General features: G+C 50.9%; 27 protein-coding genes. 14 read left to right on the top strand and 13 right to left on the bottom strand.

Annotated features, from left to right (window positions below):
- Positions 1 to 43 precede the first annotated feature (43 nt).
- On the top strand, positions 44 to 292 hold the full coding sequence (locus tag AC07N2_RS00435) for a DUF3297 family protein (protein ID WP_076592214.1): 249 nt from the start codon (positions 44 to 46) through the stop codon (positions 290 to 292).
- A 206-nt stretch (positions 293 to 498) separates the two neighbouring features.
- Positions 499 to 1,047: a phospholipase D family nuclease gene (locus tag AC07N2_RS00430; protein WP_494776519.1), complete on the top strand. Its 549-nt coding sequence runs from the start codon at positions 499 to 501 to the stop codon at positions 1,045 to 1,047.
- A 70-nt stretch (positions 1,048 to 1,117) separates the two neighbouring features.
- Here AC07N2_RS00430 and AC07N2_RS00425 read toward each other — a convergent pair whose 3' ends face one another.
- Entirely contained in the window at positions 1,118 to 1,486 is a 369-nt protein-coding gene (locus AC07N2_RS00425; RefSeq protein ID WP_494776518.1) for a winged helix-turn-helix transcriptional regulator, read from the bottom strand.
- Positions 1,487 to 1,588: 102 nt separating this feature from the next.
- Here AC07N2_RS00425 and AC07N2_RS00420 point away from each other — a divergent pair, with 102 nt between their 5' ends.
- Positions 1,589 to 2,146 (top strand): NAD(P)H-dependent oxidoreductase, encoded by a 558-nt coding sequence (locus tag AC07N2_RS00420; protein ID WP_494776517.1) that lies wholly within the window; start codon positions 1,589 to 1,591, stop codon positions 2,144 to 2,146.
- 135 nt (positions 2,147 to 2,281) lie between these two features.
- Here AC07N2_RS00420 and AC07N2_RS00415 read toward each other — a convergent pair whose 3' ends face one another.
- Entirely contained in the window at positions 2,282 to 3,358 is a 1,077-nt protein-coding gene (locus AC07N2_RS00415; protein ID WP_494776516.1) for a tartrate dehydrogenase, read from the bottom strand.
- Between the two features lie 122 nt (positions 3,359 to 3,480).
- On the opposite strand from AC07N2_RS00415, the gene AC07N2_RS00410 reads away from it, so the two are divergent.
- Positions 3,481 to 4,410 (top strand): LysR family transcriptional regulator, encoded by a 930-nt coding sequence (locus tag AC07N2_RS00410; protein ID WP_494778084.1) that lies wholly within the window; start codon positions 3,481 to 3,483, stop codon positions 4,408 to 4,410.
- A gap of 69 nt (positions 4,411 to 4,479) precedes the next feature.
- Here the strand turns inward: AC07N2_RS00410 and AC07N2_RS00405 are convergent, their stop codons facing one another.
- The gene (locus AC07N2_RS00405) at positions 4,480 to 5,283 is read right to left on the bottom strand and encodes a ParB N-terminal domain-containing protein (RefSeq protein ID WP_494776515.1); all 804 of its coding nucleotides are present in this window, start codon (positions 5,281 to 5,283) and stop codon (positions 4,480 to 4,482) included.
- 151 nt (positions 5,284 to 5,434) lie between these two features.
- A complete protein-coding gene (locus AC07N2_RS00400) occupies positions 5,435 to 5,926 on the bottom strand; it encodes a GNAT family N-acetyltransferase (protein WP_494776514.1) in 492 nt (163 codons plus the stop codon).
- A gap of 245 nt (positions 5,927 to 6,171) precedes the next feature.
- Between AC07N2_RS00400 and AC07N2_RS00395 the strand changes: the two genes are divergently transcribed.
- From AC07N2_RS00395 to AC07N2_RS00385, 3 genes are all read left to right on the top strand, one after another.
- Positions 6,172 to 7,452, top strand: coding sequence for an OmpP1/FadL family transporter (locus AC07N2_RS00395; protein ID WP_494776513.1), 1,281 nt, complete (start codon positions 6,172 to 6,174; stop codon positions 7,450 to 7,452).
- A 1,026-nt stretch (positions 7,453 to 8,478) separates the two neighbouring features.
- On the top strand, positions 8,479 to 9,654 hold the full coding sequence (locus AC07N2_RS00390) for a formyltransferase family protein (RefSeq protein WP_494776512.1): 1,176 nt from the start codon (positions 8,479 to 8,481) through the stop codon (positions 9,652 to 9,654).
- A 192-nt stretch (positions 9,655 to 9,846) separates the two neighbouring features.
- Complete coding sequence (locus tag AC07N2_RS00385) at positions 9,847 to 10,974, top strand: aminotransferase class V-fold PLP-dependent enzyme (protein WP_076592203.1); 1,128 nt, start codon at positions 9,847 to 9,849, stop codon at positions 10,972 to 10,974.
- 147 nt (positions 10,975 to 11,121) lie between these two features.
- Here AC07N2_RS00385 and AC07N2_RS00380 read toward each other — a convergent pair whose 3' ends face one another.
- From AC07N2_RS00380 to AC07N2_RS00340, 9 genes are all read right to left on the bottom strand, one after another.
- A complete protein-coding gene (locus AC07N2_RS00380; protein WP_494776511.1) occupies positions 11,122 to 11,625 on the bottom strand; it encodes an AAA family ATPase in 504 nt (167 codons plus the stop codon).
- Positions 11,626 to 11,706: 81 nt separating this feature from the next.
- Positions 11,707 to 12,162 (bottom strand): GFA family protein, encoded by a 456-nt coding sequence (locus AC07N2_RS00375; protein ID WP_494776510.1) that lies wholly within the window; start codon positions 12,160 to 12,162, stop codon positions 11,707 to 11,709.
- Between the two features lie 68 nt (positions 12,163 to 12,230).
- Positions 12,231 to 12,497, bottom strand: a complete 267-nt coding sequence (locus tag AC07N2_RS00370; RefSeq protein ID WP_494776509.1) for a hypothetical protein — start codon at positions 12,495 to 12,497, stop codon at positions 12,231 to 12,233.
- Positions 12,498 to 12,721: 224 nt separating this feature from the next.
- A complete protein-coding gene (locus AC07N2_RS00365; RefSeq protein ID WP_494776508.1) occupies positions 12,722 to 13,420 on the bottom strand; it encodes an anti-sigma factor in 699 nt (232 codons plus the stop codon).
- Positions 13,417 to 13,965 (bottom strand): sigma-70 family RNA polymerase sigma factor, encoded by a 549-nt coding sequence (locus AC07N2_RS00360; protein WP_494776507.1) that lies wholly within the window; start codon positions 13,963 to 13,965, stop codon positions 13,417 to 13,419. Before AC07N2_RS00360 ends, AC07N2_RS00365 begins: the two co-directional genes overlap by 4 nt.
- A gap of 106 nt (positions 13,966 to 14,071) precedes the next feature.
- Positions 14,072 to 14,611: a DUF3455 domain-containing protein gene (locus tag AC07N2_RS00355; protein ID WP_494776506.1), complete on the bottom strand. Its 540-nt coding sequence runs from the start codon at positions 14,609 to 14,611 to the stop codon at positions 14,072 to 14,074.
- Between the two features lie 182 nt (positions 14,612 to 14,793).
- Positions 14,794 to 15,321 carry a hypothetical protein gene (locus tag AC07N2_RS00350; protein WP_494776505.1) on the bottom strand — a complete coding sequence of 176 codons (528 nt, stop codon included), beginning with the start codon at positions 15,319 to 15,321 and terminating at the stop codon, positions 14,794 to 14,796.
- Positions 15,322 to 15,376: 55 nt separating this feature from the next.
- On the bottom strand, positions 15,377 to 17,047 hold the full coding sequence (locus AC07N2_RS00345) for a diguanylate cyclase domain-containing protein (protein WP_494776504.1): 1,671 nt from the start codon (positions 17,045 to 17,047) through the stop codon (positions 15,377 to 15,379).
- Between the two features lie 155 nt (positions 17,048 to 17,202).
- Positions 17,203 to 17,418 carry a TIGR04438 family Trp-rich protein gene (locus AC07N2_RS00340; protein ID WP_076592196.1) on the bottom strand — a complete coding sequence of 72 codons (216 nt, stop codon included), beginning with the start codon at positions 17,416 to 17,418 and terminating at the stop codon, positions 17,203 to 17,205.
- Positions 17,419 to 17,574: 156 nt separating this feature from the next.
- Between AC07N2_RS00340 and AC07N2_RS00335 the strand changes: the two genes are divergently transcribed.
- The 7 genes from AC07N2_RS00335 (at position 17,575) to AC07N2_RS00305 (ending at position 24,493) form a co-directional block, all read left to right on the top strand.
- Complete coding sequence (locus tag AC07N2_RS00335; protein WP_076592195.1) at positions 17,575 to 17,883, top strand: c-type cytochrome; 309 nt, start codon at positions 17,575 to 17,577, stop codon at positions 17,881 to 17,883.
- A 401-nt stretch (positions 17,884 to 18,284) separates the two neighbouring features.
- Positions 18,285 to 19,460 (top strand): branched-chain amino acid ABC transporter substrate-binding protein, encoded by a 1,176-nt coding sequence (locus AC07N2_RS00330; protein ID WP_494776503.1) that lies wholly within the window; start codon positions 18,285 to 18,287, stop codon positions 19,458 to 19,460.
- 94 nt (positions 19,461 to 19,554) lie between these two features.
- Positions 19,555 to 20,484, top strand: coding sequence for a branched-chain amino acid ABC transporter permease (locus AC07N2_RS00325; protein ID WP_076592194.1), 930 nt, complete (start codon positions 19,555 to 19,557; stop codon positions 20,482 to 20,484).
- A gap of 1 nt (position 20,485) precedes the next feature.
- Entirely contained in the window at positions 20,486 to 21,652 is a 1,167-nt protein-coding gene (locus AC07N2_RS00320; RefSeq protein WP_494776502.1) for a branched-chain amino acid ABC transporter permease, read from the top strand.
- Positions 21,649 to 22,476, top strand: coding sequence for an ABC transporter ATP-binding protein (locus AC07N2_RS00315; protein ID WP_494776501.1), 828 nt, complete (start codon positions 21,649 to 21,651; stop codon positions 22,474 to 22,476). The genes AC07N2_RS00320 and AC07N2_RS00315 overlap by 4 nt, the downstream gene beginning before the upstream one ends.
- Positions 22,473 to 23,180 (top strand): ABC transporter ATP-binding protein, encoded by a 708-nt coding sequence (locus tag AC07N2_RS00310; RefSeq protein WP_494776500.1) that lies wholly within the window; start codon positions 22,473 to 22,475, stop codon positions 23,178 to 23,180. Before AC07N2_RS00315 ends, AC07N2_RS00310 begins: the two co-directional genes overlap by 4 nt.
- Positions 23,181 to 23,194: 14 nt before the next feature.
- Positions 23,195 to 24,493 carry an amidase gene (locus AC07N2_RS00305; RefSeq protein WP_494776499.1) on the top strand — a complete coding sequence of 433 codons (1,299 nt, stop codon included), beginning with the start codon at positions 23,195 to 23,197 and terminating at the stop codon, positions 24,491 to 24,493.

The raw sequence follows: 24,493 nt of genomic DNA, 5'->3' as shown, positions 1-24,493 counted from the left end.
CAAAAATTTGTTTTGCTTAATCATATAGTTGATAATTGTCGGCATGAACGATACTACACACCGCCCCTCGCTCCCTGATCGGCTTTCAGTCGATCCTCGTAGCCCATACTACAACGCCGCCATATTTGAGCACGATATAGGCATTAACTTTAACGATAAAGAGCGTACTCAAGTTGAAGAGTATTGCATCAGCGAAGGATGGATTAAAGTCCCGGCTGGTAAGGCACTCGATCGGAAGGGCAATCCCTTAATGATTAAAGTAAAAGGCAAGGTCGAACCTTTCTATAAGTAAGGACATGTCCGCTTTGGGTCATTAGTCGCCATTCAGCTTGATGACTATGCCCATTCCATATGAAAACGCCCGCATCTCATACAGAAGATGTGGGCGTTTTCGTTCTAAAATTTGGAAATGCTAGCGGGCTATATTGAATGGCAATCGCTTGCTGTGCATGCTGGATACTTGGCGGCTCATTTTCTATCAAAATAAATGCGAATCGCATGAACAATAAAGTCATCAAAGCAGTACTTCTAATCGCATTCATTGGATCATCAGCATTTTCAACTGCATCGAATATTTCAGCAGCTCCAGCGGTAGAGAACGCCTTCTCGCCGAAGCAAGGCGCAGAGCAACTAGTATTGCGGCAAATTGTATCGGCTGATCGCACGCTTCGCGTTGCCGCATATTCCTTCACATCGCCTGTCATAGCGAAGGCGCTATTGGCTGCCAAGAAGCGTGGGGTGGATGTCAAAGTCGTTGTCGATGAGCAAGGTAACAAAGGCAAGGCAAATATCGCTGCTTTAAATCTGCTGGTAAACGGCGGCATACCTACACGCACTGTCTCGGCCTACGCCATCCATCATGACAAGTACATTATTGCGGATAACCGGCATGTGCAAACCGGATCGTTCAATTACAGTCAAGCAGCAGCAAAGTCGAATAGTGAAAATGTGATTGTGGTTTGGAATAACCAAGAGCTCGCAACATCCTATTCAAAACACTGGTTGTCGAGATGGAACCAAGGCAAGAAATTTAAATCAAGCTATTGATAGATTCGGTAGGCGATGCTGTTCTGCAGTGTCGCCCAGAAAACCGAATGAAAGCATGACATAGCTCGCCTTAACTTAGCGAGTCGGTAGCAGAGATCAAACTGCGGCGCTTGCGCGCTTCCTGAATGACTTCAAGATTTGCCTCTCCCCAATTGCACATGGCAGTAATGATCGGCTCAAGAGATAAGCCGAACTCTGTCACTTTGTACTCAACGCGCGGTGGAATTTCCGGATAAACGATGCGTTCGATGATGCCGTCGCTTTCGAGTTCGCGTAATTGCTCGGTCAATACTTTTTGCGAAATGTCTGCGATCGAACGTCGCAACTCTCCGGTTCTATGGGGCTGTTCCAGTAGATAGCAAAGAATCGTACATTTCCATTTTCCGCCTATCAAATAAATCGTTGCATCGATGGGGAACTTGAAGCCGGTGGCTTTCATAAAAATCACCTGTTGGTTAGTAAGGAACAAAAAAGTACCTACTTTTCAGGTACGAAATGCATCGCTAGTATGCCTGTTCACTTTCTTTCTTGAGCATCCATTATGAAGAGCAACAAAACCCTGGTTATCGTGACACACCCTGATATACAGAATTCCATCGTTAACAAAAGATGGCTGGAGGAGTTGGAAAGAAATTCTGACTTCGTCACCGTTCATCAATTGCATGAGCAATATCCTGATCATCAGATTGACGTCGAAGCCGAACAGAAGCTATTGCTCAATCACGACCACATCATCTTGCAGTTTCCTTTTTACTGGTTTAGCACGCCGCCACTGCTGAAAAAATGGCTGGATGACGTACTGACGCAAGGCTTTGCCTATGGGCGCGAAAAGTCTGAGAGAAAACTGAGCGGAAAAAAGATAGGCCTTGCGATCTCTGCAGGTATCAAAGAGATGGATTACGATCAGAGCGGACGATATCTTTTTACTTTAGAAGAGCTGCTGCGACCGCTCAGACTTACTATTGAATATATCAGCGCAGAACCTTTGCCGGTTTTTGCAGCTTATGGCGCTGAATCAGGAATTCCTCAAGAGGATCTGGAGTCCAGTGCAAGCCAGTACATGCAATACATCAAACAAGTGTCGCAAGCGCTGGTTTAATAATTTACAGAGGAACGTGTTTCTCTACAGTGGAATCCTCGTACAAAGTGGCAGAGCCGATCGGAATGCATGTAGATGCATCTCGATAGGCTCTGCCATTTTTACAACGAGAGTGAAGAGTTGAAGTCCGGGCTGTCAGAGTGCAGCGGCGATCGCCTTGCCAACATCGGTCGTGTTACCGCTGCCGCCAAGGTCTGGCGTATTGGGTCCTTGCACCAACACCGTTTCAATTGCCTTCATGATGGCATCGTGTGCAGCCTTGTAGTTCGCGTCGCCATTGCCCAGGAAGTCGAGCATCATCGCGCCAGACCAGATCATGCCGATAGGGTTGGCGATGTTTTTGCCAAAAATGTCAGGTGCCGAGCCGTGTACTGGTTCAAATAGTGATGGGAATTTTCGTTCCGGATTCAGGTTGGCAGATGGTGCGATACCGATGGTGCCGGTACATGCCGGGCCAAGATCCGACAGGATGTCGCCGAACAAGTTGGACGCCACCACGACGTCGAAGCGCTCTGGCGACAGTACGAAACGGGCGCACAGAATATCGATGTGATATTTGTCCCAACGTACATCTGCATACGATGGTGCCATCGTTTCGACGCGGCTATCCCAGTAAGGCATGCTGATGGAAATACCGTTCGATTTGGTGGCAGATGTCAGATGCTTCTTCGGACGGCTTTGTGCCAACTCGAATGCGTACTTCAGAATGCGGTCAGTACCTTTGCGCGAGAAGATCGCATTCTGCGTCACGAATTCATACTCAGTGCCTTCAAACATTTTTCCGCCTACTGCCGAATATTCGCCTTCGGTATTTTCGCGGACTACATAGAAATCGATATCGCCAGGCTTGCGATTGGCCAAAGGGCAGGGTACGCCAGGCATCAGGCGTACCGGACGCAAGTTGACGTACTGGTCAAAGTCGCGGCGGAACTTGATGAGCGAACCCCACAGCGAGATATGGTCGGGAACCAGAGCCGGCATACCAGCCGCACCGAAATAGATGGCCTCAAAACCCTCCAATTGCTGTTGCCAGTTATCCGGCATCATTTTCCCATGCTTGAGGTAATACTCGCAGTTGGCCCATTCCATAGTCGTGAATTCGAGGGCGATGTTGAATTTGCGTGCGGTGGCTTCCAGTACGCGCAAACCTTCTGGCATCACTTCGTTGCCGATGCCGTCGCCGGCGATGACTGCAATTTTATGGGCTTTCATGGCGGTAACCTTTCGTGATTTTTATGGGGAGTTAAAGCACGGATTGATCTTACCGAATACAGATGAATATACAATCAGGCGATCTGTAATCTAAAAGAACACGTATCGTGAACAATGCCTCCATGAAAACTGCTCGTCTGCGCTCTGACCTTAAAGTAAGCCGGCCTCTTTTGGAAGACCTCAGTCTGTTCTGTGTTGTCGTGCGCAAGCAGAGTTTTGCTGCATCGGCACTGGAGCTTGGCGTCTCTAACGCGCTCGTGAGCAAGCGCATCGCCATACTGGAAAAAACCTTGCAGGTGCGATTGCTGCATAGGACGACTCGCAAGGTCTCGCTGACCGACCATGGCAGTGTTGTTCATCAGTGGGCTCAACGTATCTTGGAAGACGTTGATCAGCTGGAAGATGCGATATCGGACAAAGGAAGTTCGCCGCGCGGGCTTTTGCGCTTGTGTACCAGCTCAGGATTTGGGCGCAATCGGGTTTCACCAGCCATGTCTGCACTGGCTCGTGAATATCCTGAACTGGAAATACAGCTTGAATTGCTGGACCGGCCGGTCGATCTGATCGCTGAAGGATTTCACCTCGATATACGTGTAGGGCAGGTTGAAGAGTCGCATTTAATCGCGCGACGGATAGCGGAGAACTCACGCATCCTGTGCGCCTCCCCAGCATATTTAGAGCGCAACGGCACGCCGCAACAACTCACCGAATTGCTGCAACACGAATGCATAGTGATACGCGAGCGCGATCAGGATTTTGGCCGCTGGAAGCTGACTGGGCCGCAAGGCCCGGAAGCAGTGCGGGTCAGTGGTGCGCTGTCAACCAACAATGGTGAACTGGTTCATCAATGGGCTATCGATGATCACGGGATTATCTTGCGCTCGATCTGGGACGTCGGTCCGAGTCTTGCAGATGGACGTTTGGTCCGAGTATTACCAGAGTACAGTCAGGAAGCAGATGTGTGGGCAATTTATCCGACAAGGTTAGGCATGACGGCGAATGTGCGGGTGTGCGTGCAATTCCTAGAGAACTGGTTAGCGCTGCGCAAATAAGGAATGGCCTATGCCCACTTTTACTCTTTAAGCGGGCAAGCTACTTTCTCCGATAGAAGATGATGGCATTCAGTGAGCGCCGCGTGCCTCTGCGAGTGCAATGGTCAAATGCTGAACCTTCTTTTTCAACTGGTCGCGCTCTTCATTGAGTTCGGTAATCAACAAATTCAAGCGATGGATAGTGATCTGATCGGGCGTAGCGTCGTCAGGCGGTGGCGTTGGCTCCGGCTTAGGTGGCAGTTTGGCTTCACGTACCTGACGCGCGACTTGGCGTAATTCTTTTTTGCCACCGGCAACCGCTTCTTTTTGCTGTTCGCTGGGCAAGGACGAGATGGTAGCCGCGGCATTAATCGACACCATACCTGTCTTCACCGCATTGACCAATTCAGGCGTCGCCGTCTTTTGGATTTTTTCGATTTGACCTAGTGTCACACTGCTCACGCGTGCCGCACGAGCAATCACATCGCGCGTTAGTGCCGGCTCTTCCGAAGGCTGCGTGACAGCATCGGCAGTCTCAGGCGTTGTTGATGATTCTTTGGCTTGTGCCACACGTGTGGACAAGATTTCTTTCTTGCGTAGCGCAAGCACGCCACGCTGAAAATCCGACACGCTGCGTCGCCCCAGATGATTGTCGATCATCCATAAGTGCACGTCATCCATGGATTTGAACGCTTCGTTTTGCACGGTGTTGAAAGTGATGCCATGCTTCTTGCAAATGCCGTAACGATTGTGTCCATCGATCAAAAGATCGCCCCACAGCACAAGCGCATCGCGACAACCTTCAGCAAGCAGGCTGCGTTCAAGTGCAGCGTGTTCATCGCTAGTCAGTGGATCGATATAGGCTTGTAGTTCTTCGTTGATGGTGATGGACATGGTTCAGACAAAAAATAGTAAGGCGACAGTCTACACATAGGTATGGCTATGTCGCAAAATAAATCCGTATTTGCAAAACTGAATAGAGTTGATTTCGCTTATGGGCTTAAGAGGTGAGGGCCAAATGTTTGGAACCGACCCAAAGCAGGCATTAAATGTCGTCGAGGAATCGGTGCATTACATAGGCATCGACAAGTCCGAGTTCCTTGTGAGCAAACACTTTTGGAAGAGTACCTACAATTGAGAATCCAAGTTTCTGCCAGAGCGAAACAGCGGCAGTATTCGTGCTGACTACGAAATTGAACTGAATGGCTAGATATCCAGCTTTCTTTGCCTCTTGGAGACAGTGCGTTCCAAGCTTTCGACCTATCCCTTTGCCGCTACCGCTGGAGTGCACCATGAAGGATGCGTTCGATACGTGCCCACCCAAATCACGCTGATTCTGAACGAGCTTATACATCGCAATAATTCGTCCCTCATCTTCAGCGACATAGGATGTAACACCTGGACCAAACCAGTACGCGTATGCATCTTCGTAGCTTGTGTCAGCTGCGAACACATAAGTTGATTCAGAAGAAACCACTTCTTGGAATATTGGCCACATTGCAGAGAAGTCTGATTTAACGGCTTGGCGGATATTCATACTTTACTTTCGATATTGCAAAAGCAAAATCTTACCCGAATGCCTGCTTCTGGCCGATAGCAGACGCTTGCTTTCGATACAAATGGAGTGAATCAGCATATTGCATGTTTAATACAAAAGTGTACTTTCTTTCTATAGAATCCCCTTTCTATTTTGATACTGGTATTCGGTACTGACCATGAACAATACTTCATGGATTTATTCATCGCTTTTTCATCACAATGTGTGATGTGGTAACTCTAATAATGAAAAAAATTACGCTCCAAACCACGATTGCCATTACCGCTGCCATCGCATCCCCACAACTATTCGCCAATGGTTATGCACTTAACGAACAAAGTATTAGCGGCATGGGCACAGGCTTTGCTGGCCGCGCATCCTCTGCCGACGATGCCAGCACTGTGTTTGGCAACCCTGCAGGCATGTCGCGCCTCAAGCGCCAACAAGTCACCGGCGGTATTGCTGCTATCGATAGCAAGAGCGACATCAGCAACGCCAATGGCAATCGCGTAGGTACCAATAATGGCGACATGGTTCCTTTCACGACTGTGCCTATGGGCTTCTATGTCCAACCTCTCGATGATAAATGGGCGTTTGGCTTGGGCGTGTACTCCCCGTTTGGCCTGAACACTGAATACGAAAGCACCTTTCAGGGTCGTAACTTCGGTAGCAAGAGCAAAATCAAGGTTGTGACTTTCCAACCGACCGTCAGCTACGCATTCAACGACAAGGTCTCGATCGGTTTTGGGCCAACCATCAACCGCATATCAAGCACACTGGAATCGTCATTCAAGACTGCATTCTCGCCAAATGACGGTCAGGTCCGGATCAAGGGTGATGACATCGGCTATGGCTACAACTTCGGCTTGCTGGCCCAACCAAGCGAGACTACTCGCGTCGGCCTGACCTACCACTCGAAAGTTAATTACACGCTCAAAGGAAACACCAGCGTTACCCCTGGTGCCGGCACTCCGGCTCCCGTACTGCAACCTGGTCGTTACGAAGCCTCCTTGAAAATCCAAACACCTGAGTCGTGGGACCTTTCGCTTACACAACAGTTGAACCATGCCTGGACTCTGTACGTCGGTACAACCTGGACGCGCTGGAGCCGCATGAAAAACATTACCGTCAACAACTCCAACGTAACTGGGGGTGCCCTAGCTCCAGATGCATTCACCACCATCACGGAGGAGCAGAACTTGCGCGACACTTGGACCTACTCCATCGGAACGTCCTACCAACTGAACAAACAATGGATGCTGCGCACCGGTCTGACGTTTGACCAGTCACCGACAAATAACATAGACCGCTCACCGCGTATGCCGACGGGTGACCGAACCATCCTAAGTCTTGGTGCCGGCTGGAGTCCAACCGAGGACCTGACAATTGATGTGGCTTACTTTTATCGCAAAGAAGAACAAGTGAGTGTGAACAACTCCAACCAGTTTCCGTTTGGTCAAACCTATAGTGCCGATTACAAAAACAGCGCGAACGGCTTGGGTGTTGGTGCGACCTATCGCTTCTAATCTGCTCGGCGAGGCCAGTACATTGCTTCTCTGAAATAAAAAGGCGATGTACCCGTTGACGTTCTAACGTAGCTACTTAATCGCAGGACTGGTACCAACTATTGAATGTCCGTTTTCGATCCAAAACGGACGTAGTTGATTGTGAAAGGACGCGGCCCATGCCTACATTGTTCGGCGCTTACATTAATGCCAATTAATCGAATACTTTGGTTCAGCTAAAAAGAGCAATTAATCCAGCAAGCATAAGCATGCCCCAACTTAAATTTCTGGCGGAAGCTGCTTGTTCGGCTGTCGTTGGTTGTAGCTTAACTATGTGCCACAACAAGCCGTAACTCGTAATTGAGCCAACAAGACCCAGGATTGCCAAGGGCCAAGAGCTAATTGAAATTGCAAATACCGCCGTCATTAAAAGTAGCAATGTCCCGATAGAAAAAATGCCGTTAGATAGCGTGTCGGGAACATAACTAAGTTTGTTGCACCGAATGCATTTAGCTGGTTTCGTCGAGCAAGAGCTCCACTTTTTGAAGTAGGAGATTTCTGAATGATCACAATGAGTGCATCGGTACATAGGTTACCTGGCGATTAAGTTGAGCAGTGCACTGGCATTGAATATCGAGTTGAATCGCTCACAGAGTGAGTTTAAGGGATGTTCGCACTGCAAAGAGAACAAGGCAATGCTGTGTTTATGGGATGTGCCTACGTCATGTTGATAAGCAGGTCATACAGTTGGTGATCAAGCAATGGACGGCGAGCAGATGATAGTGCGTACTGACTTCCTGCTGTGCAATATGGTCGTGATAACAACTTTGCCAGCAGTCAGCACTACTCTGCATGCCGTATTGCTTAGCCCTTTCTGGTATCCTTGCGCGCTACGTGATGCGAAATCACGAAAAAATAAAAGCGTATCCTGATGGCCTCAAAAGCTCGTCATATGCCCAACAAGGTGAGTCTGTAAAGTCAGTCGCCTCGGCATCACCGAACAGGGTTCCGCACGCCGCTTGTGTATAAATATAGGAATAGATAAAAATGAAATGTGCATTGGTAGGATCGCGTTTCTTCGGCGCCTTGGTGTTCGAGACATTACGCAAGGAAGAAGGCATCGAATTTACAAGCGTCGTCGCTCCATCTGAAGACGACCGTCTGGCGCAAGCTGCACGCGCGGCTGGCGTTCCATTGCATGTACTCGAGAACCCGCGCTTTGTGCCGGGCGAGGCGATTGCAGAAGGCACGGATATCATCCTCGCGGCACACACACATGCTCGCGTCAGCGACGAAGCCTTGGCGCGCGCGCGTCTGGGCGGTATCGGTTATCACCCATCGTTGTTGCCTAGACATCGTGGCATTGCCGCGGTTGAATGGACCATTCTTGAAGGTGACCCTATCGCCGGCGGTTCTATCTATCACTTGGCCGATGGTTGGGATGCAGGCGCGATTGCTGCGCAGGATTGGTGTTTTGTCGAAAAAGGTGAAAGCGCACGCGAATTGTGGGAGCGCGCACTGGCACCGATGGGCTTGCAACTGTTGAGCAAAGTCATCCATCACGCTGCCGAACACGGCGCTTTGCCAGCCTTCCAGCAAGATGCACGCTTCGCAACTAAAGCCCCGATGATCCGCCGCTCGGTCGTGTTGGCAGAAGAAGTTGATTCGAACACCACATCACTGGTTGTCTCCATCGTCGGTACTGACCGTCACGGCATCGTTCGTTCGCTGGCTGAACGTGCGCAGCGTTACGGTGCCAACTGGGCCGCCAGCCGCATGACCAGACTGGCGGGAGAATTTGCCGGCATGGTGCACTTCGAGGTGCCACGTGAGAATGCAGATGCATTGACCAACGCGCTGCGCGGACTGGAGTCGAGCGGCTTGCAAGTCGTCGTCGCGAAGAGTGATGGCGCTAACGTATCCGATTCAATCAAGAGCGTCGAACTCGAACTGGTTGGCGACGATCAGGTCGGCATCGTCAGCAATCTGACCAAAATACTGGCAGAGCGCAATATCAGCATCGAAAGCATTCATACCGAAATCGTGCGTAGTGGCGTGTCCGGCAAGCAAACGTTCAAGGTTGGTGCGCACTTGCTGATTCCTGGCAAATTGTCGATTGAAGACTTGCGTCAGGAACTCGGCGCTCTGGCGCACGAGATGATCGTCGATATCGCCCTGGGCGAAAAAGCAGCGCCTGAAGCGCAAAGCCTCAAGTCGGCTTGATCGCAACAAAGCCCGTAGCAAGACACGTCCAAACGCACCAAAATGGGCATTCCAGCGGGCATTTATGGCGTAATCCAGAGTTGCTAACCCAACTCTGGTAAAATCTCGGGTTTTCGGCATTTCTATGCCTTCTGTGGCCTGCCCAAGCAAACCTTGGCCAGGCCGAATTTCTTTATTATTTCTGGAGCAAACGTGCCAGGTCTATTACCAAATGTCGATCCCGACGGTCTTCTTGAATACTCCGTCGTCTATACCGATCGCGCGATTAACCATATGTCTAAACGCTTTCAAGGCGTGATGAATGACATTTCCAAAACATTAAAACAGGTCTACAAGGCTCAGTCAGCCGTTGTCATGCCTGGTAGCGGTACTTTCGGCATGGAAGCAGTTGCGCGCCAGTTCGCGACCAACAATCCCTGCCTGATCCTCCGCAATGGCTGGTTTAGCTACCGCTGGACTCAGATTCTGGACGCCGGCAACATTCCTTCCTCGACCACCGTGCTGAAAGCACGTCAGTTGGAAGATGCCGCGCAGTCACCTTTTGCTCCTGCACCGATAGCTGAAGTCGTGGCTACGATCAAGGCGACCAAGCCTGCGGTGGTGTTTGCACCGCACGTAGAAACCGCTTCCGGCATCATGCTGCCAGATGACTACATGCGCCAAGTCTCCGACGCTGTGCATGAAGTGGGCGGCTTGTTCGTGCTGGACTGCATCGCCTCCGGCACCATGTGGGTTGATATGCAAGCTACCGGTGTTGACGTGTTGATCAGCGCACCGCAAAAAGGCTGGAGCGCTTCCGCAGGTTGTGCCTTCATCATGTTGAGCGCACGTGCACGCGAAAAAATCGACTCCACGCAAAGCACCAGCTTCGCTTGCGATTTACGCAAGTGGTTGCAGATCATGGAATCGTACGAGCAAGGCAACGTCGCTTACCACACCACCATGCCTACGGATGCACTGACGGTCCTGCGCGGTGTGATGGAAGAGACAGCTGCCTACGGCTTCGACAAAGTCCGTGCGGAGCAACAAGAGTTGGGCGACAAAGTGCGCGCGCTGTTGGTCTCCAAAGGATACAAGAGCGTTGCAGCAGAAGGTTTCCAAGCTCCAGGCGTAGTCGTGAGCTACACCAACGACGACGGCATACAGTCTTCCAAGAAATTTGTGGAAGCTGGTTTGCAAACTGCAGCCGGCGTGCCATTGCAATGCGATGAGCGTCCTGACTTCAAGACCTTCCGCGTCGGTCTGTTTGGCTTGGACAAGCTGCACAACATCGAACGTACAGTAGCAAATCTGTCCAAAGCTTTGGACACGATGGTTTAAAAAAGTCGTGCTTCAATGAAGAGACAATGCGTGATGACCTGAAAAGGCATCACGCATTTTATTTATATGGTCCGAATCGACCTAGACAGATTTCATACCTATTTAAATATGGCGCACGCGCGTCTATCTTTGCTCAGCTGCCGCTGATTAAGCGCACGCTGCAAGTATTCTCTGCAGTCGCTCTTCCGTAGAGATATCTTCTTCCAGATAAAGCACCGGGCACGTTCGACTTTTCAGCCATAGTCGATGTCGCTCAAGGCTGCGGCCTTCTGCTGTGCCTTCGTCATATTGCGCTGCCCACGCAAGGAACTCCGGATTGGCTTTGCCGAATCTCAGTTCTTCCCGCGCTTGGAGGCGAGCAAGTCGGATCGTGGCTGGAAGATAAAGAAAAACCACCAGATCGAAAGCGTTCTCAAGGTCTTGGCCCCAGCCGATTAATGAACCAGCGACAGCTGTACTCTGATTGGCACGCAAATCTTGCAGCAACGCCAAACTGCGTTCAACTTCATCGCGCTTGTGTTGATAAGGCGGTTCAGTCGGACGCCAGAAGTAATCATCTGTTTCAAGAAATTTTGCTTGGGTCGCATCGGCAAGCGCTGCTGCCAAGGTTGACGTGCCGGAGCCAGCGGCACCTGTGATCAGAATATGCATGAGCTGTAAAGATTTGGATGGAGCGTGTCGCGGATTAAGTGTCTGCTATTGGCTGAAAGCAGACATCTATTGTGTCAAAAATCATTTTTCATTTGTCGTCGGATTGACTTCATAACGAAGCCAACCGGCAATCAAAGGGCCGCCTTCAGCGCGATCTTTAGGGTGTGTTCTGCCTTCGTTGACAGGAACTTCGACAAAGTCAAAAGGGCTCATTCCGTCAATGCACGCAACATTGACGCCGTATTGATGCGGCGAAGAACGTCGTTGATGAAAGGTATAAATGCCGCAGCGTGAACAGAAGTAATGCTTGGCCTCGCCGGTATTGAATTGGTAAAGCGTCAGCGCTTCTTCGCCCTGCAACACTTTGATATCGTCCAAGTTGGCAGATACCGCCACCGCACCACGCATGCGGCAATAAGAGCAATTGCACCTACGGACGGTTCGCAAGCCATCGCTTAGTAGTACGGTAAAGCGGACAGTGCCACAGTGACAAGCAGCGTGGTAGAGAGGTCGGTTATCAAGATTGTTTTCAGTCATATGTGCGAGTTTAATCGATGTCTTCTTTTGGCGAATAACAGGCTATCGATTACTGACACTGATCAAGATCAAGCCTTGAGACCTTTGATCAAAACTTCTGCAGTCACTTCGTTGAGATCAGTGCCGCGTTCTTTTGCCAGTGCTTGCAACTGCTGAATTAAATCGCTATTGAGCTTGACTGCAAATGGCACCAGTCCCAATGCTTGATCGCGCTTGCGCTGTTCACGACGGTCTATCACGACAGCTACGTCGTTGCCAAAGCTTGCTCCACCGGGTGCTGCTATTTTTCCCATCAGTTTCTTGGCGTCGCTCTTTGCCATTCCGGTCTTTTTCATGATTTGTGTACTCGTTGAGTGAAACCACGCATTCTACGCAGTGTGTGCAATGTTACGGATACTTAAAACTGGTAAATGCGCTTTGGCGCGCATTGATAGCGTGTCCGTTATCGATTCAACACACTTATTTGTCACATACACAATGTAGAGAACAGATTCTGGGACACGTTGCGTGTGCAGCGAGTCAGGATCTGCTTCTTTAGCCGACATTAGTCGGTGTGTTGTTATGTCGTTTTGACGGCTCTGCCGATGAAGAGGATAGGGCCGGTTGGTTTGCCTGTAGGCGATCCTGTATCCGGTTCCAAGGTGATTTCAAACAATTGGTTCGCTTGTAGTGGCGGCAATTTATCCAAGGTGAGTTGGAGTGATTTTCCCGGTTGGACCAAGCCTAGTGATACCGGTTTGGTCCAGCCTTCGCCTTTGGTCCAGAATTGCAGGGCTTTTTGGCTCGGCACATCGACTGTGCGTAATGGCGTGAGCGTGATCTGATGATTAAGGCTGGCTTGTACGATCCAGCCAGGCGTCTGTTGTTTCGGTTCGACCAGCACTACCATGAACGTAGGTGCGGGTATCGGTGGGCGAATCGCAAGCATCGTACCGAGAATGACGGCAGCGGCGACACCACCCGCGGCCAGACCGCGCCAGAGACGCAGATCATTCCACCAGCGCGACCAATTGGCTTGTGTTGTTGCTGATGGATGGCGCAGATCTTTCAGAATACGGGGCCACAATTGTGGTGACGGTTCTTCGGCATCCGCTAGTGAGGTTAGTGGCAACAGGCGTTGTTCCCATGCGTCGACGGCGCTGCGTAGCACAGGCTCGTTAGGCAGACGCTGTTCAACTTCTTTGCGTTTTGCAACCGCCAATGTGCCCAGCACATATTCACCGGCCAGCTCTTGCAATTCGTCGAATGACTCGTTCATCCCATGCACTCCCGCAATGCGGCCAAACCACGTTTGACCCATGCTTTGACTGACCCTAGCGGCGCGTTCAGACGTTGCGCAATCTCGCTGTGGCTGCAACCATCAACGTACGCGCACAAGATGCTATTGCGCTTCGCACTGTCTAGGTGGGACAAGCAGTCATGTAACTGCCCCAGGCTGGAATTCAATTCAAATTGGTCGGCGACCAATTCGCCATTTTCGTATTGCAGTTTTCCTATCGTCTCTTCGTCTGCGTATGTTTCACGATCACGATCGCGCACCATGTTCAAGGCTTGATGACGCACTACGCTGTATATCCAACCACGACCTGTACCGCGCTTGGCATCGAAGCTGGCAGCTTTATTCCAGATATTGACGAATGCGTCGTGCACGACATCTTCTGCAAGATGACGTTGTCGGACGATGCGCAATGCAACGCCGAGCAGATGTCTGCTGTCTTGCAGATAAATGCTTTTCAGCGCTTGTTGATCGCCTAGTGCACAAGCACTGAGAGCAGCGTCATAGTCGAAGGTATCGGCAGGCAAAATTGTCAGCAGTCTTTAAGTAATTGGAATGGACCCGAGTCACTTATTGCCAATTGATTATACGGAGACTATCCGCCTGCCGATACCATCGTCTGACTTTACTTGCTTAGACGGCTTTCCAGAAAATATAGTCGGCCTGATATTTAACAATTACCTTGCTGTCGAGATTGGCTGCGCTGCAAGCTAATGCAGGTGCCACGCCACCTTTAGTCGCTACGCGTTGGATATATGTCACACCGCTCATGGCACCACTACCGACAGCTGGATTGGCTTTAACCAGTTGCAGTGGAATGTGTCCGGCACCGGCAGGTGCGACTGCAAGCTGAGTAGCGGTCACTTTTGAGCCGTCATTGCTTTCCCACGTTGCTGGAGGGCCGTAGTATTTACCGACTGCGTTGCCGCTACGATCGGAAAGAACAGCATCTGGTCCGACAAACACCCATTCAAACTGACCGGCCATATCTTTCTTGCCGCGGCATTGATAGGTGATATCGCCAGCACCAACGGTTTGCATCGCAACACGGTGGCCAGACGGGACTTGAACCGACGCTGGCAATGTGTCCTGCGAATACTTTGGAGTAGTCGAGCAGGCAGACAGTAATACAGCGGCAGAAGCGAGTGCGACGGCTGAAATGGAAGCGTTCATGATGGTTTCCTTAGTAGTAGTTAAAGGTGATCAGCTTGAAGTACCCAAGGAATGGATATCTATGCACTGATACTGGTACTACCCGCCGGATGCCAATTTGGATGCAGTGTGTTGAAAATAATTTTTAAATATGAAAATTCCTGCCTTATTGCCGCAGGGGAAACGCTAGCCGTGGCACATCGCTAGTCGGGTTTGATCTCTTTCAAGCTCAATCTATCCAGCAGATAGATCGCTTTGGCGGGTTTGCTGGGGCAGCAAAACGGTTCATTGTCACGATATTCCTTGGTGTCGAATTCGATGCGCCCATCCGTATAACGCAGATGATTAAAGTCGACTGAGCGCCATGCCTTGCCGCCGACCGGCACTGCAGCAATCAGTCTGTAGCGCGAGCGTTGCGTTTTGCCATCTGGCGTATCGCTTCGTTTGAAAGCAGCGAGATAGTGGAAGTATTCATTGCCACCGTCGAAATACGACAACGTGAACGAGACCAGTGCGTAGTCATCCGGTTTGCCATCATTCAAGCTGACGGTGCGTAACAGGCGAGGGCTGCTGGCAACCGTATAGTTATCCGACAGAATGGTGATCAAGGATTTGACTGCACTACCCAACGCGGGTGGCAAGTTTGACTTGGCCTGACCGGCGGCCAGCAAGGGCGAGGTCAGAAGTGCGAATGCGAGTAAGAGACGTCTGAAGGAATAGGATGTTGGCACTGGTTTGCCTTATTGTTTGTACCTGCTCCACAGTCTGCATAAGCAGCGTCTGTTATTAGGCGCTCATCTTTTTGTTGATGTCAGCTGACTCTGTGGAAGGAGTGCTATTTTCATCTTCGAAGAAGAGGAATTTTCCTTTCCCGCCGTGCTTGGCCTGATACATCGCAATATCGGCTTTTTCCATCAGAGCAGATGGCGCGATGGCTTTGCCTGCGTGTAGGGCGATGCCGATTGATATGCCCAGGGTGAATGATTTCCCATCAACCTCAAAGGGTGCGCTGATTTCGGTCAGACATTGTTGGGCAACATGACTGGCGGCAGTGCGCGCATCGCTGAGGCCACTCAGCAAGATGATAAATTCATCGCCGCCTAAACGGGCGACCGTATCAACGCGCCGTCGGTCGATGGACAAGCGTGTCGCGACCTGGCGCAATACATCATCTCCGACATCGTGCCCATGTTGATCGTTGATAATCTTGAAGCCATCCAGATCGCAAAACAACAAGGCGACTTGCACATCGTCGCGTTCTGCGCGTGCCAATGCCTGGTACACGTGATCTTCCAGCATGACGCGGTTGTACAGGCCGGTTAAAGAGTCGTGATGTGCCATGAACTTCAAGCGTGCTTCGCTGGCCTTGAGCGCCGCTTCTTCTCTTCTTAATTTAGCGACGAGAAAGTTGAAGCCGCGCACGAGTTTTCCTACTTCGTCATCGCACTCGACTGGTAAAGCGGTCAATCGGGCTTTGCCATCAGCCATATTGTGTATTGCACGTGATGCGTCAGTCAGTGGGCGCAAAATGCGCGACAGCATTACCAACAGCGCGACGAGTATGCTGATTGATAAAATCGCATTGGCTTTCAGAACGAATTCGCGCAGTGCAGTAACGGGTTGAAAAGCCTCTGCTGTCGGCATGCGTGCAACCACGAACCAGCCCGAACTTGGCACAGACGCCATGGCAGACAGTTCTTCGACTCCCTTGGCATTGATCGTTACGCCAGAACCACGATAGCCCAACATGGCACGGTCATGCAGCAGATTCACGCCGGTAGGTGGCGTCGGCTTCATGATCATGTTGGGATCACTTGCTGCGACAAATAATTTATCTGCAGGTGAAACCAGCAAGAAACCGCCGGTAGCGCCTAGCGTTGCCTTTTGCAGATGATCGAGAAAGCCAGGCGCATTGAGTGAGGCAATGCCAGCTAGTACAGCGATGATTTTTCCCTCTTCATCGTGAACAGGGGCTGAGAAAACGACAGCGGGGTTGTTGTGTTGGAACGATGGGCGACCCATGACCGCTTTGTTGTCGCGTATGGTGTTCTTGAACCAATCTGTTGCTGCAAAGTCCATGCGGTCATGGTCTGTTGAGGCAGGAGCAGCGGCTAAAAGACCGTAGCCATCAGGTTTGATGACCAGTAATCCACCATCGAAGATGGGGTTGATACGTTGTCGTTGATTAAGCCAGGCATTTAATTCATTCGGTTGGCTTGTCAATGCAGGGGGCAGGTCGGCAGCAAAGTTTTCTACCAGTGCCAAACGAGAAGTCAGGTTATGGTCTATATCTTGGGCGATATAGGATGCGACAGACATCTGCTGCGTTGCTGCCAAGGCTTGTACGCGTTCTTCAATCAGCGGAACTGCAAAAAAATGACGTACCAATATGCCGACAACGAGCAGCACAACACCGAGTGCAATAATTCGAAACTTTATGCTCTGGAGATTCAACATCAGGCAGTCACATCAGTTTTTTTGAAAACTATTATTGTGGATGAGAGAGCAGCAAATGATCTCGCACTGAATGGGCAGACGTTTTTTATAGATTACAGACGCTTGTATTTTCAGGCTGGTATTGGTTTTCAGCAAGCATTTAAAGGTGGTGCGGACTATTTGAACGTTTTTTTGATACGTTCCTTGCGTGCTTTTTCTAATTGTTCATGCGCTTTGCGTTTATCGAGCCCAAGCATGCGCTCGATAAATTCAAACCAGATAAAGGCAACGGCGATGAGGCCGACGATCCACCACCATGAGATATCGGCGAGCGGTCCAACTTCAAAATATTTCAAGACCGTTAGCAATACGATCACGATAATGAGCGGCATGTTTCCTCCTTGACGACGCAGCATATTGTGAAAAATAGTAACGGTCAATTACAGTTGTCAACCTGGGTGCTATGTATACGTTGTATCGGTACAGCCCAATGTCTCGTGTAGGTGAAACACGGTAGAATAGCGGCGATCAATCCTGTGGAGAAAAGCATGAAACGTTCCTTGTTGGTGTGTTTGTTTCTGGCTGCCGGCGTGTCAAATGTCGCGATGGCAAATGCCGATTTGGCGAAGGCAAAGAACTGCATGGCTTGCCATTCGGTGACGAATAAAGTGCTGGGTCCTTCCTTTAAAGATGTCGCAGCCAAGTACGCCGGTCAAAAAGGCGCGGAAGACAAGCTGGTACAGAAAGTATTGAAAGGCGGTAGTGGCGCATGGGGAACCGTGCCGATGCCAGCCAATGCACAAGTAAGCGAAGCGGAAGCACGTACGCTCGTCACATGGATCATGACGCTGAAATAATCAGCTTGTGATTGCAAGAAAAAAAGCGCCGATGGGCGCTTTTTTTTCGTCTATTTTCTGACTAGGCAGCGTGGTTACGTTGAGTTGTCAGACCGCGTTAATAAGACAGTGATCCGGTTTCGGCATTGTCTTGGTGCCTTTGGATGCTCCCGCATTCGGTGCAAGTTCTCGCCATTTCGGCGCATGAACTTGTGCCATTTTCATCTTTCTCCCGGCTGTTGTTACCTCTTTACCACAGTCCATTTCTCCTCTTCTCTATATAGAGACTCACTCTGCATTTTCCGATTGGCACGGTTGTTGCTGAATGTTATTCAAGGTACTTGAATATCTAGGTTTTTGTTGTTACTGTCATTCAAGCAACTTGAATTGTTCCCGTCGACCCATACTCCAAGGAGAAAAAAGTGAGCAAGACTAATACAGTATTAAAGGCTGCAGCATTATGTGCCGCCGTGGGCATGAGTTTGCTGAGCATGCAGGCATCAGCTAAAGATGTCGTGAAAATTGCATTTGTAGGTCCGTTGACTGGTGGTGTCTCCTCCATCGGCCTCGGTGGGCGCAATTCTGCTGATCTGGCGGTGCGTTTGCGCAACGCTGATCCTAAAGCCAAATATACCTATGAACTGGTTACTCAGGATGATGAATGTCGTCCTAACGTCGGTGTGCAGGTAGCGACCAAAATCGCTGCTGACAAAAGCATCATCGCTGGCGTAACGCATTTCTGCTCGGCGGTTGCGATGGGAACAGTCGGCGTCTATAACCGCTTCGGTTTGCCAGTCGTCGTGTGGGGTGCAGTACTGCCGGAAATCACTTACGGTAATAACTTCAAGGAAGTCCATCGCGTCAATGGCACGATGATTAACCAAAGTGAAGTCGCCGCCAAGTTCATGATTGCGCAAGGCTACAAGAAGTGGGCGATCATTCATGACACCACTGATTATGGCAAAGGCCACAACAAGTACTTCTCGGAATTCGTCAAAAAGAATGGCGGCACCGTGTTGGCAACATTCGGTGTGACTGCTGATCAGCAGGATTTCAGCACCGAGCTGACCAAAATCCGCGAACTGAAACCTGAAGTCGTCTACTTCGGCGGCCTGACACCACTGGGCGTGCGTATCCGTACCCAGATGGAAAAACTGGGCATCAAGGCACAGTTTGAAGGTACTTCTGGTATTAAATCTGATGCTTACATCCAAGGCGTAGGCGAGAAACTGGCTGAAGGATCACTGTCCTTCATCGAAGGCGCACCATGGGAAAAAATCCCTGGCGGTCTGTACTTCACAGCCAAGTATCAACAGCAAAAATACAGCGAACCACCTGAAGCCTACGGCCCATTCGCTTTCGCAGCTGCCAATCTGATCATGGATGCAGTTGAAAAAGTTGGCCCGGATCGCAAGAAGGTACGCGATGTGCTGAACCAAACCAAAGATGCTGACACGCTGATCGGTAAAGTGACTTTCGATGATCATCGTCAAAACATCGTGCCATTGGTAACCAAGTACGTGGTTCAAGATGGCAAATGGGTGATCTGGGAAGACAGCATCTACGCTACCGGTAAACGCAAATTGTCCGGTCTGTAATACAGATACGAAGCAAATGTAAAGCAGACACGATCTGTTGCAGGCTGGCTCATGGCCACGCCTGCAACACGATAGACATGAAGTGGAGAAAACGATGAGTGAAATCGGTCAATATATATTCAACGGACTGATGCTAGGCATGATTTACGCCATGGTTGCAGTTGGTTTTACCTTGTTTTTCGGCGTACTCGATGTCATCAAGTTTTCGCATGGCGATACTTTGATGGTCGGCGCTTTTGCAGGCCTGACGGCCTCGACCGGGGTCTTGATGCTGGACATCGGCTCACCCTGGATACGTTTGATAGCAGTGGTGCTGAGTGCGGTTTGTGTGACCGGACTGTTGGGCGCTGCGATTGCCAAATTCCTGATTTTGCCTTTACACAAGGCACCGCCGCTCAACACCTTGTTGGCGACGCTGATGCTGGGTACCGTGATGCGCGAGTCTGTGCGTCTGTTTTATCCAGATGGTTCGAACTCCAAACCATTCCCGTCTTTATTGCCTACAGGTTCAATTGATTTTGCCGGCTTTGCTTTGCGTGCAGATAACGTGATTCTGCTACTCAGCGGCCTGGCGATTATTGCTGGTGTTCACTTTCTGATTACACGTACGCGCCTCGGCATGGCGATACGTGCGGTAGCACAGGATGGCGAAACTGCACGTCTGATGGGTATCAATTTCGAAGCAGTTGTTTTGCTGACCTTTGCACTCGGTTCAGGCATGGCGGCATTGGCCGGTGTGATGAACGGTTTGTATTACAACGAGATCAATTTCAACGTCGGTTTGCTGTTGGGCGTGATTGGTTTCTCGGCTGCGATTCTCGGTGGCCTTGGCAATATTTATGGTGCGATTCTGGGTGGCTTCCTGTTCGCCGGATTGCAGGTGTTTGGTAGCGCGATGCTGCCGGCACTGATCCCTGATATTCCAAGTGCGTACAAAGACGTCTTTGCATTTGCCGTCGTCATCATTGTGATGGCCTGGAAACCAACCGGGCTGATTGCCGAAAAATCAAGCGAGCGAGTCTGATATGAGCGACAACAAATTGAAAACACATTCAGCCAAGCTGGTACTGGCTTTGGCGACTTTGCTGGTGACCGGTTACATGTGGTTGTTCCTGCATGCGGAATCACAAGTAGCGATCGGCGTATTGATCGTGGTTGCATTGGCCTTGGTCATGATAGGGAAAAAGCTGGGCACTACGCAGCAGATCGAACAGGCAGCGGCCAGCCGTCCCGGTTTGGCGCGTATCTGGACGGTGGTTGGTCTGTTGGCACTGGTGGCTGCGTTTTACGATAGTCACTTTGTGCTGATGATGATCTGCGCAGTCTTGTTGTATTCGACAGCTTGCATGGGTTTGACCTTGCAATTCGGTTTTGCCGGTGTGGCTAACTTTGCTGGTGCTGCTTTCTTCGGTATCGGTAGTTACACCACAGCGGTGCTGGCGACACACACCGGTTTGCCGCAGTTGGCGAATATTGCGATCTCTGGCGTGGTTGCTGCGATCATCGGTTCGGTGTTGATCCTGCCGGTGCTGCGTACACGTGGTCACTATGCGGCATTGGTCACAATTGCTTTCGGCATCCTGTTCAAGACTTTTATTGAAGTCAACGATGTACTGGGTGGACCACAAGGTTTGCAAGTGCCGGGCATGCAGTTGTTCGGTCATGCTTTCAATGAGGGCTTCTCGCTGTTTGGTATCGAGTTCTCGTTCTACGTCTCTTATGTTTTGTTGAGCTTGGTTATCTGCGCAGGTGCTTTTGTGTTGATCAAAGCGCTGGAACGTTCGTGGGTAGGTTTGAGCATGGACGTGGTGCGTACCGATGAAACAGCAGCGGCTACTTTCGGCCTGCATATCGCACGCTGGAAGGTCATCGCTTTCACCATGGGTAATTTGTTTGCCGGTATTGCCGGTAGCGTGTACGGCATGATGGTAGGTTTTATTGCGCCGAATAACTTTACCTTCTCCGATTCCTTGCTGATGTTGTCTATCGTGATTCTCGGTGGTCTCGGTAATCCGGTTGGTTTGATTCCTGCTGCAATCATCGTCTTGATGCTGCCGGAAAAATTGCAGTTCATTCAGGAATATCGCGTGTTGTTATACGCAGCATTGGTAATCGCCATTCTGCTGTTCCGTCCAGATGGTTTATTGCCACGCAAGACACGCTTGTTCTTTAGCAGAAAGGGTGCGCAATGAATGCAGAAAATACAACGCACATGAATCCTGAATCCAGCGCAGCCGTGAATACGAAATTAGTTGCAGTCTCCGATCTGACGATGCGCTTCGGCGGTCTGACGGCATTGGATAAACTCAATATGCATATCAATGAAGGTGAAGTGTTGGGTTTGCTGGGACCGAATGGTTCGGGCAAAACCACTTTCTTCAATGTCCTGACTGGTTTGTACAAGGCTAGCAGCGGCTCCATCATTTATAACGGGCAGGAAGTCATCGGCCAGACGCCGCAAGAAATTTATCGCAGCGGTGTAGCGCGTACTTTCCAACGTTCGCGTCTGTCATTGCCATTGACGGTGTTCGATAACATCGTCATCGGCGATTACCAGCACATGCAGCACGGACTGTTTTTCAATCTGTTCCGTCGCAAGGCTTTCCGTGCTGAATACGATGCCTATGTTGCCAAGGTCGAAGCCTTGCTCAATATTTTCAGCCCACCGTTGGTGGCGCGGATGTTCGAGCCGGTGGAAACCTTCACCATGATCGACCGACGTCGTATTGAAGTTTGTCGCGCCTTGTTGAGTGGCCCGCGTTTGTTATTGCTGGATGAACCTTCTGCCGGTATGACACACGATGAAACTGAAGCCTTGATGGACGATATCTTGCAGGTACGCAGCAAGTTGGCGAATCTGACTGTCGTACTGATCGAACATGAAATGAATGTCATCGAGCGGATTACCAATCGATGCATCGTGTTCAATTACGGCAAAAAAATTGCTGAAGGTACGTACGCAGAAATCACTGCCGACCCCAATGTGCAGACCGCTTATCTTGGAGAAGCAGAATGAGCAACTTGAGCGTCAAGGGACTCACCACCGGATACGACAAGGTGAATGTATTACACGACGTTTCCATCGAAGTAGCACCAGGCAAGATCACTTGCATACTCGGCGCCAACGGTGCCGGCAAGAGTACGCTGATCCGTTCGATATTGGGTTTGACACCACCGCGCCAGGGCGAAATCCTGTGGGGCGGGCGCAATCTTGCCGGTGAAAAAACGCACTCGATTATTGCCAGCGGTATCTCGTGCATACCGGAAGGCCGCAAGGTTTTTCCACGCATGACAGTGGCAGAAAATCTGGCGCTCGGCGCTTTCCTCGAAACCAACGGCGCAGTGGTACGCGAACGTTTGGCACGCGTATATGAAATCTTTCCACGACTGAAAGAACGCGCAGCGCAACTGGCCGGCACCATGTCGGGCGGTGAGCAGGCGATGGTGTCTATCGGTCGCGGTTTGATGGCTGAGCCGAAGTTGCTGGTGATTGATGAACCTTCGTTGGGTTTGTCACCGCTCTACGTCAAAGAAAACTTCAAGGTCATCAAGCAGATCAACGCGATGGGTATCACGGTGTTGCTGGTGGAACAGAACGCGCGTCAGACGCTGGCGATTTCTCACTATGGCTACGTGCTGTCGCAAGGTCGCGTGATGGCGCAAGGCACGGCAGAAGCGCTCTCTAGTAACGACGACGTACGCTCTGCTTACTTCGGTTAAATGGAAAAAGCTGCATGAAAGATTACGCAAGTTCGTCCCTGAAGGAACTCGCTGCTTGTATCGCGCGTCGTGAAGTGTCGGTGGAAACGGTGGCGCGTGCCGGTATCGCGCATATTGAAGAATATGAGCCGGCAGTACACGCATGGCAGCATTTCGATGCGGCACACGTGATTGAGCAGGCACGCAGCCTTGATGCGCAGCCGCATGCCGGTTTGTTGTACGGCTTGCCTATAGGCGTCAAGGATTTGATGGATACGGCAGATATGCCGACCACTTATGGCTCACCGATTTACAGCAACTATCGTCCATTGGTGGATGCAGCTTGTGTTGCCAGCACTCGCAGCGCAGGTGCGGTGGTGATGGGTAAAACGGTCACGACAGAGTTCGCTACTTTCCGTCCCGGGCCGACGCGTAATCCTCATGGAGCGGCCGATCACACGCCGGGCGGTTCATCCAGTGGTTCGGCGGCAGCGGTTGCATCCGGCATGGTGCCGGCAGCTTTTGGTACGCAAACGGCAGGATCTATCGTCCGGCCTGCTGCGTATTGTGGGGTGGTCGGCTACAAGCCGACCTTCGGCACTTTGTCATTGGCAGGTATCAAATCATTGGCACCTAGTCTGGATACGGTCGGGGTGTTGACGCGTAGCGTGGACGATGCGGCTTTCTTTATCGGTGCGTTGGCGCGTTTGCCTTTGTCATCAATGCTGTCGTCGGATGTTGCGGCACCACGTCTGCGTATCGGCATTTGTCGTACGGCACATTGGGATAAAGCCAGTGTCGGTGCGCGTGAAAAACTGGAGCAGGCGGCGCGCTTGCTGGAACGTGCTGGTGCCATCATCAGTGATGTCGATTTACCGGCACCTTGCGGTGGTTTGACCGATGCGCAAATTCGCATCATGGGTTATGAAGCAGCGGCTGCATTTGCATCTGAAGCGCGCACCAGTCCGGATGGTTTTAGTGCTGCCTTCGCGGCTTTGCTGGAAGCGGGCAGAGCCATCGATGGCACGGCGTATGTCGCAGCACAGACCTTGGCTGCGGCATCGCGTCAGATGGTCGCTGGCGTGTTTGAAACGGTAGATATTTTGCTCTCGCCAAGTACCGAAGGTGAAGCACCGGCAGGACTGGCCGCTACCGGCGATCCGATTTTCAATCGTATGTGGTCGCTGCTCGGTAATCCCTGCGTGCACGTGCCTTTAGGAAATGGCCCGGGCGGCATGCCGCTGGGCGTAACGCTGACTGGCCCGCGCTGGGGCGACGCGCGTGCGCTGGCGGCAGCACATTTACTCGAGCGCACTTTTGCCTCGATCAACTGA

It is taken from the genome of Herminiimonas sp. GW821-FHT09C12 (assembly GCF_059416385.1).
Note: the sequence above shows the minus strand (reverse complement) of the source record. Positions and strands in the feature narration are given on the sequence as shown.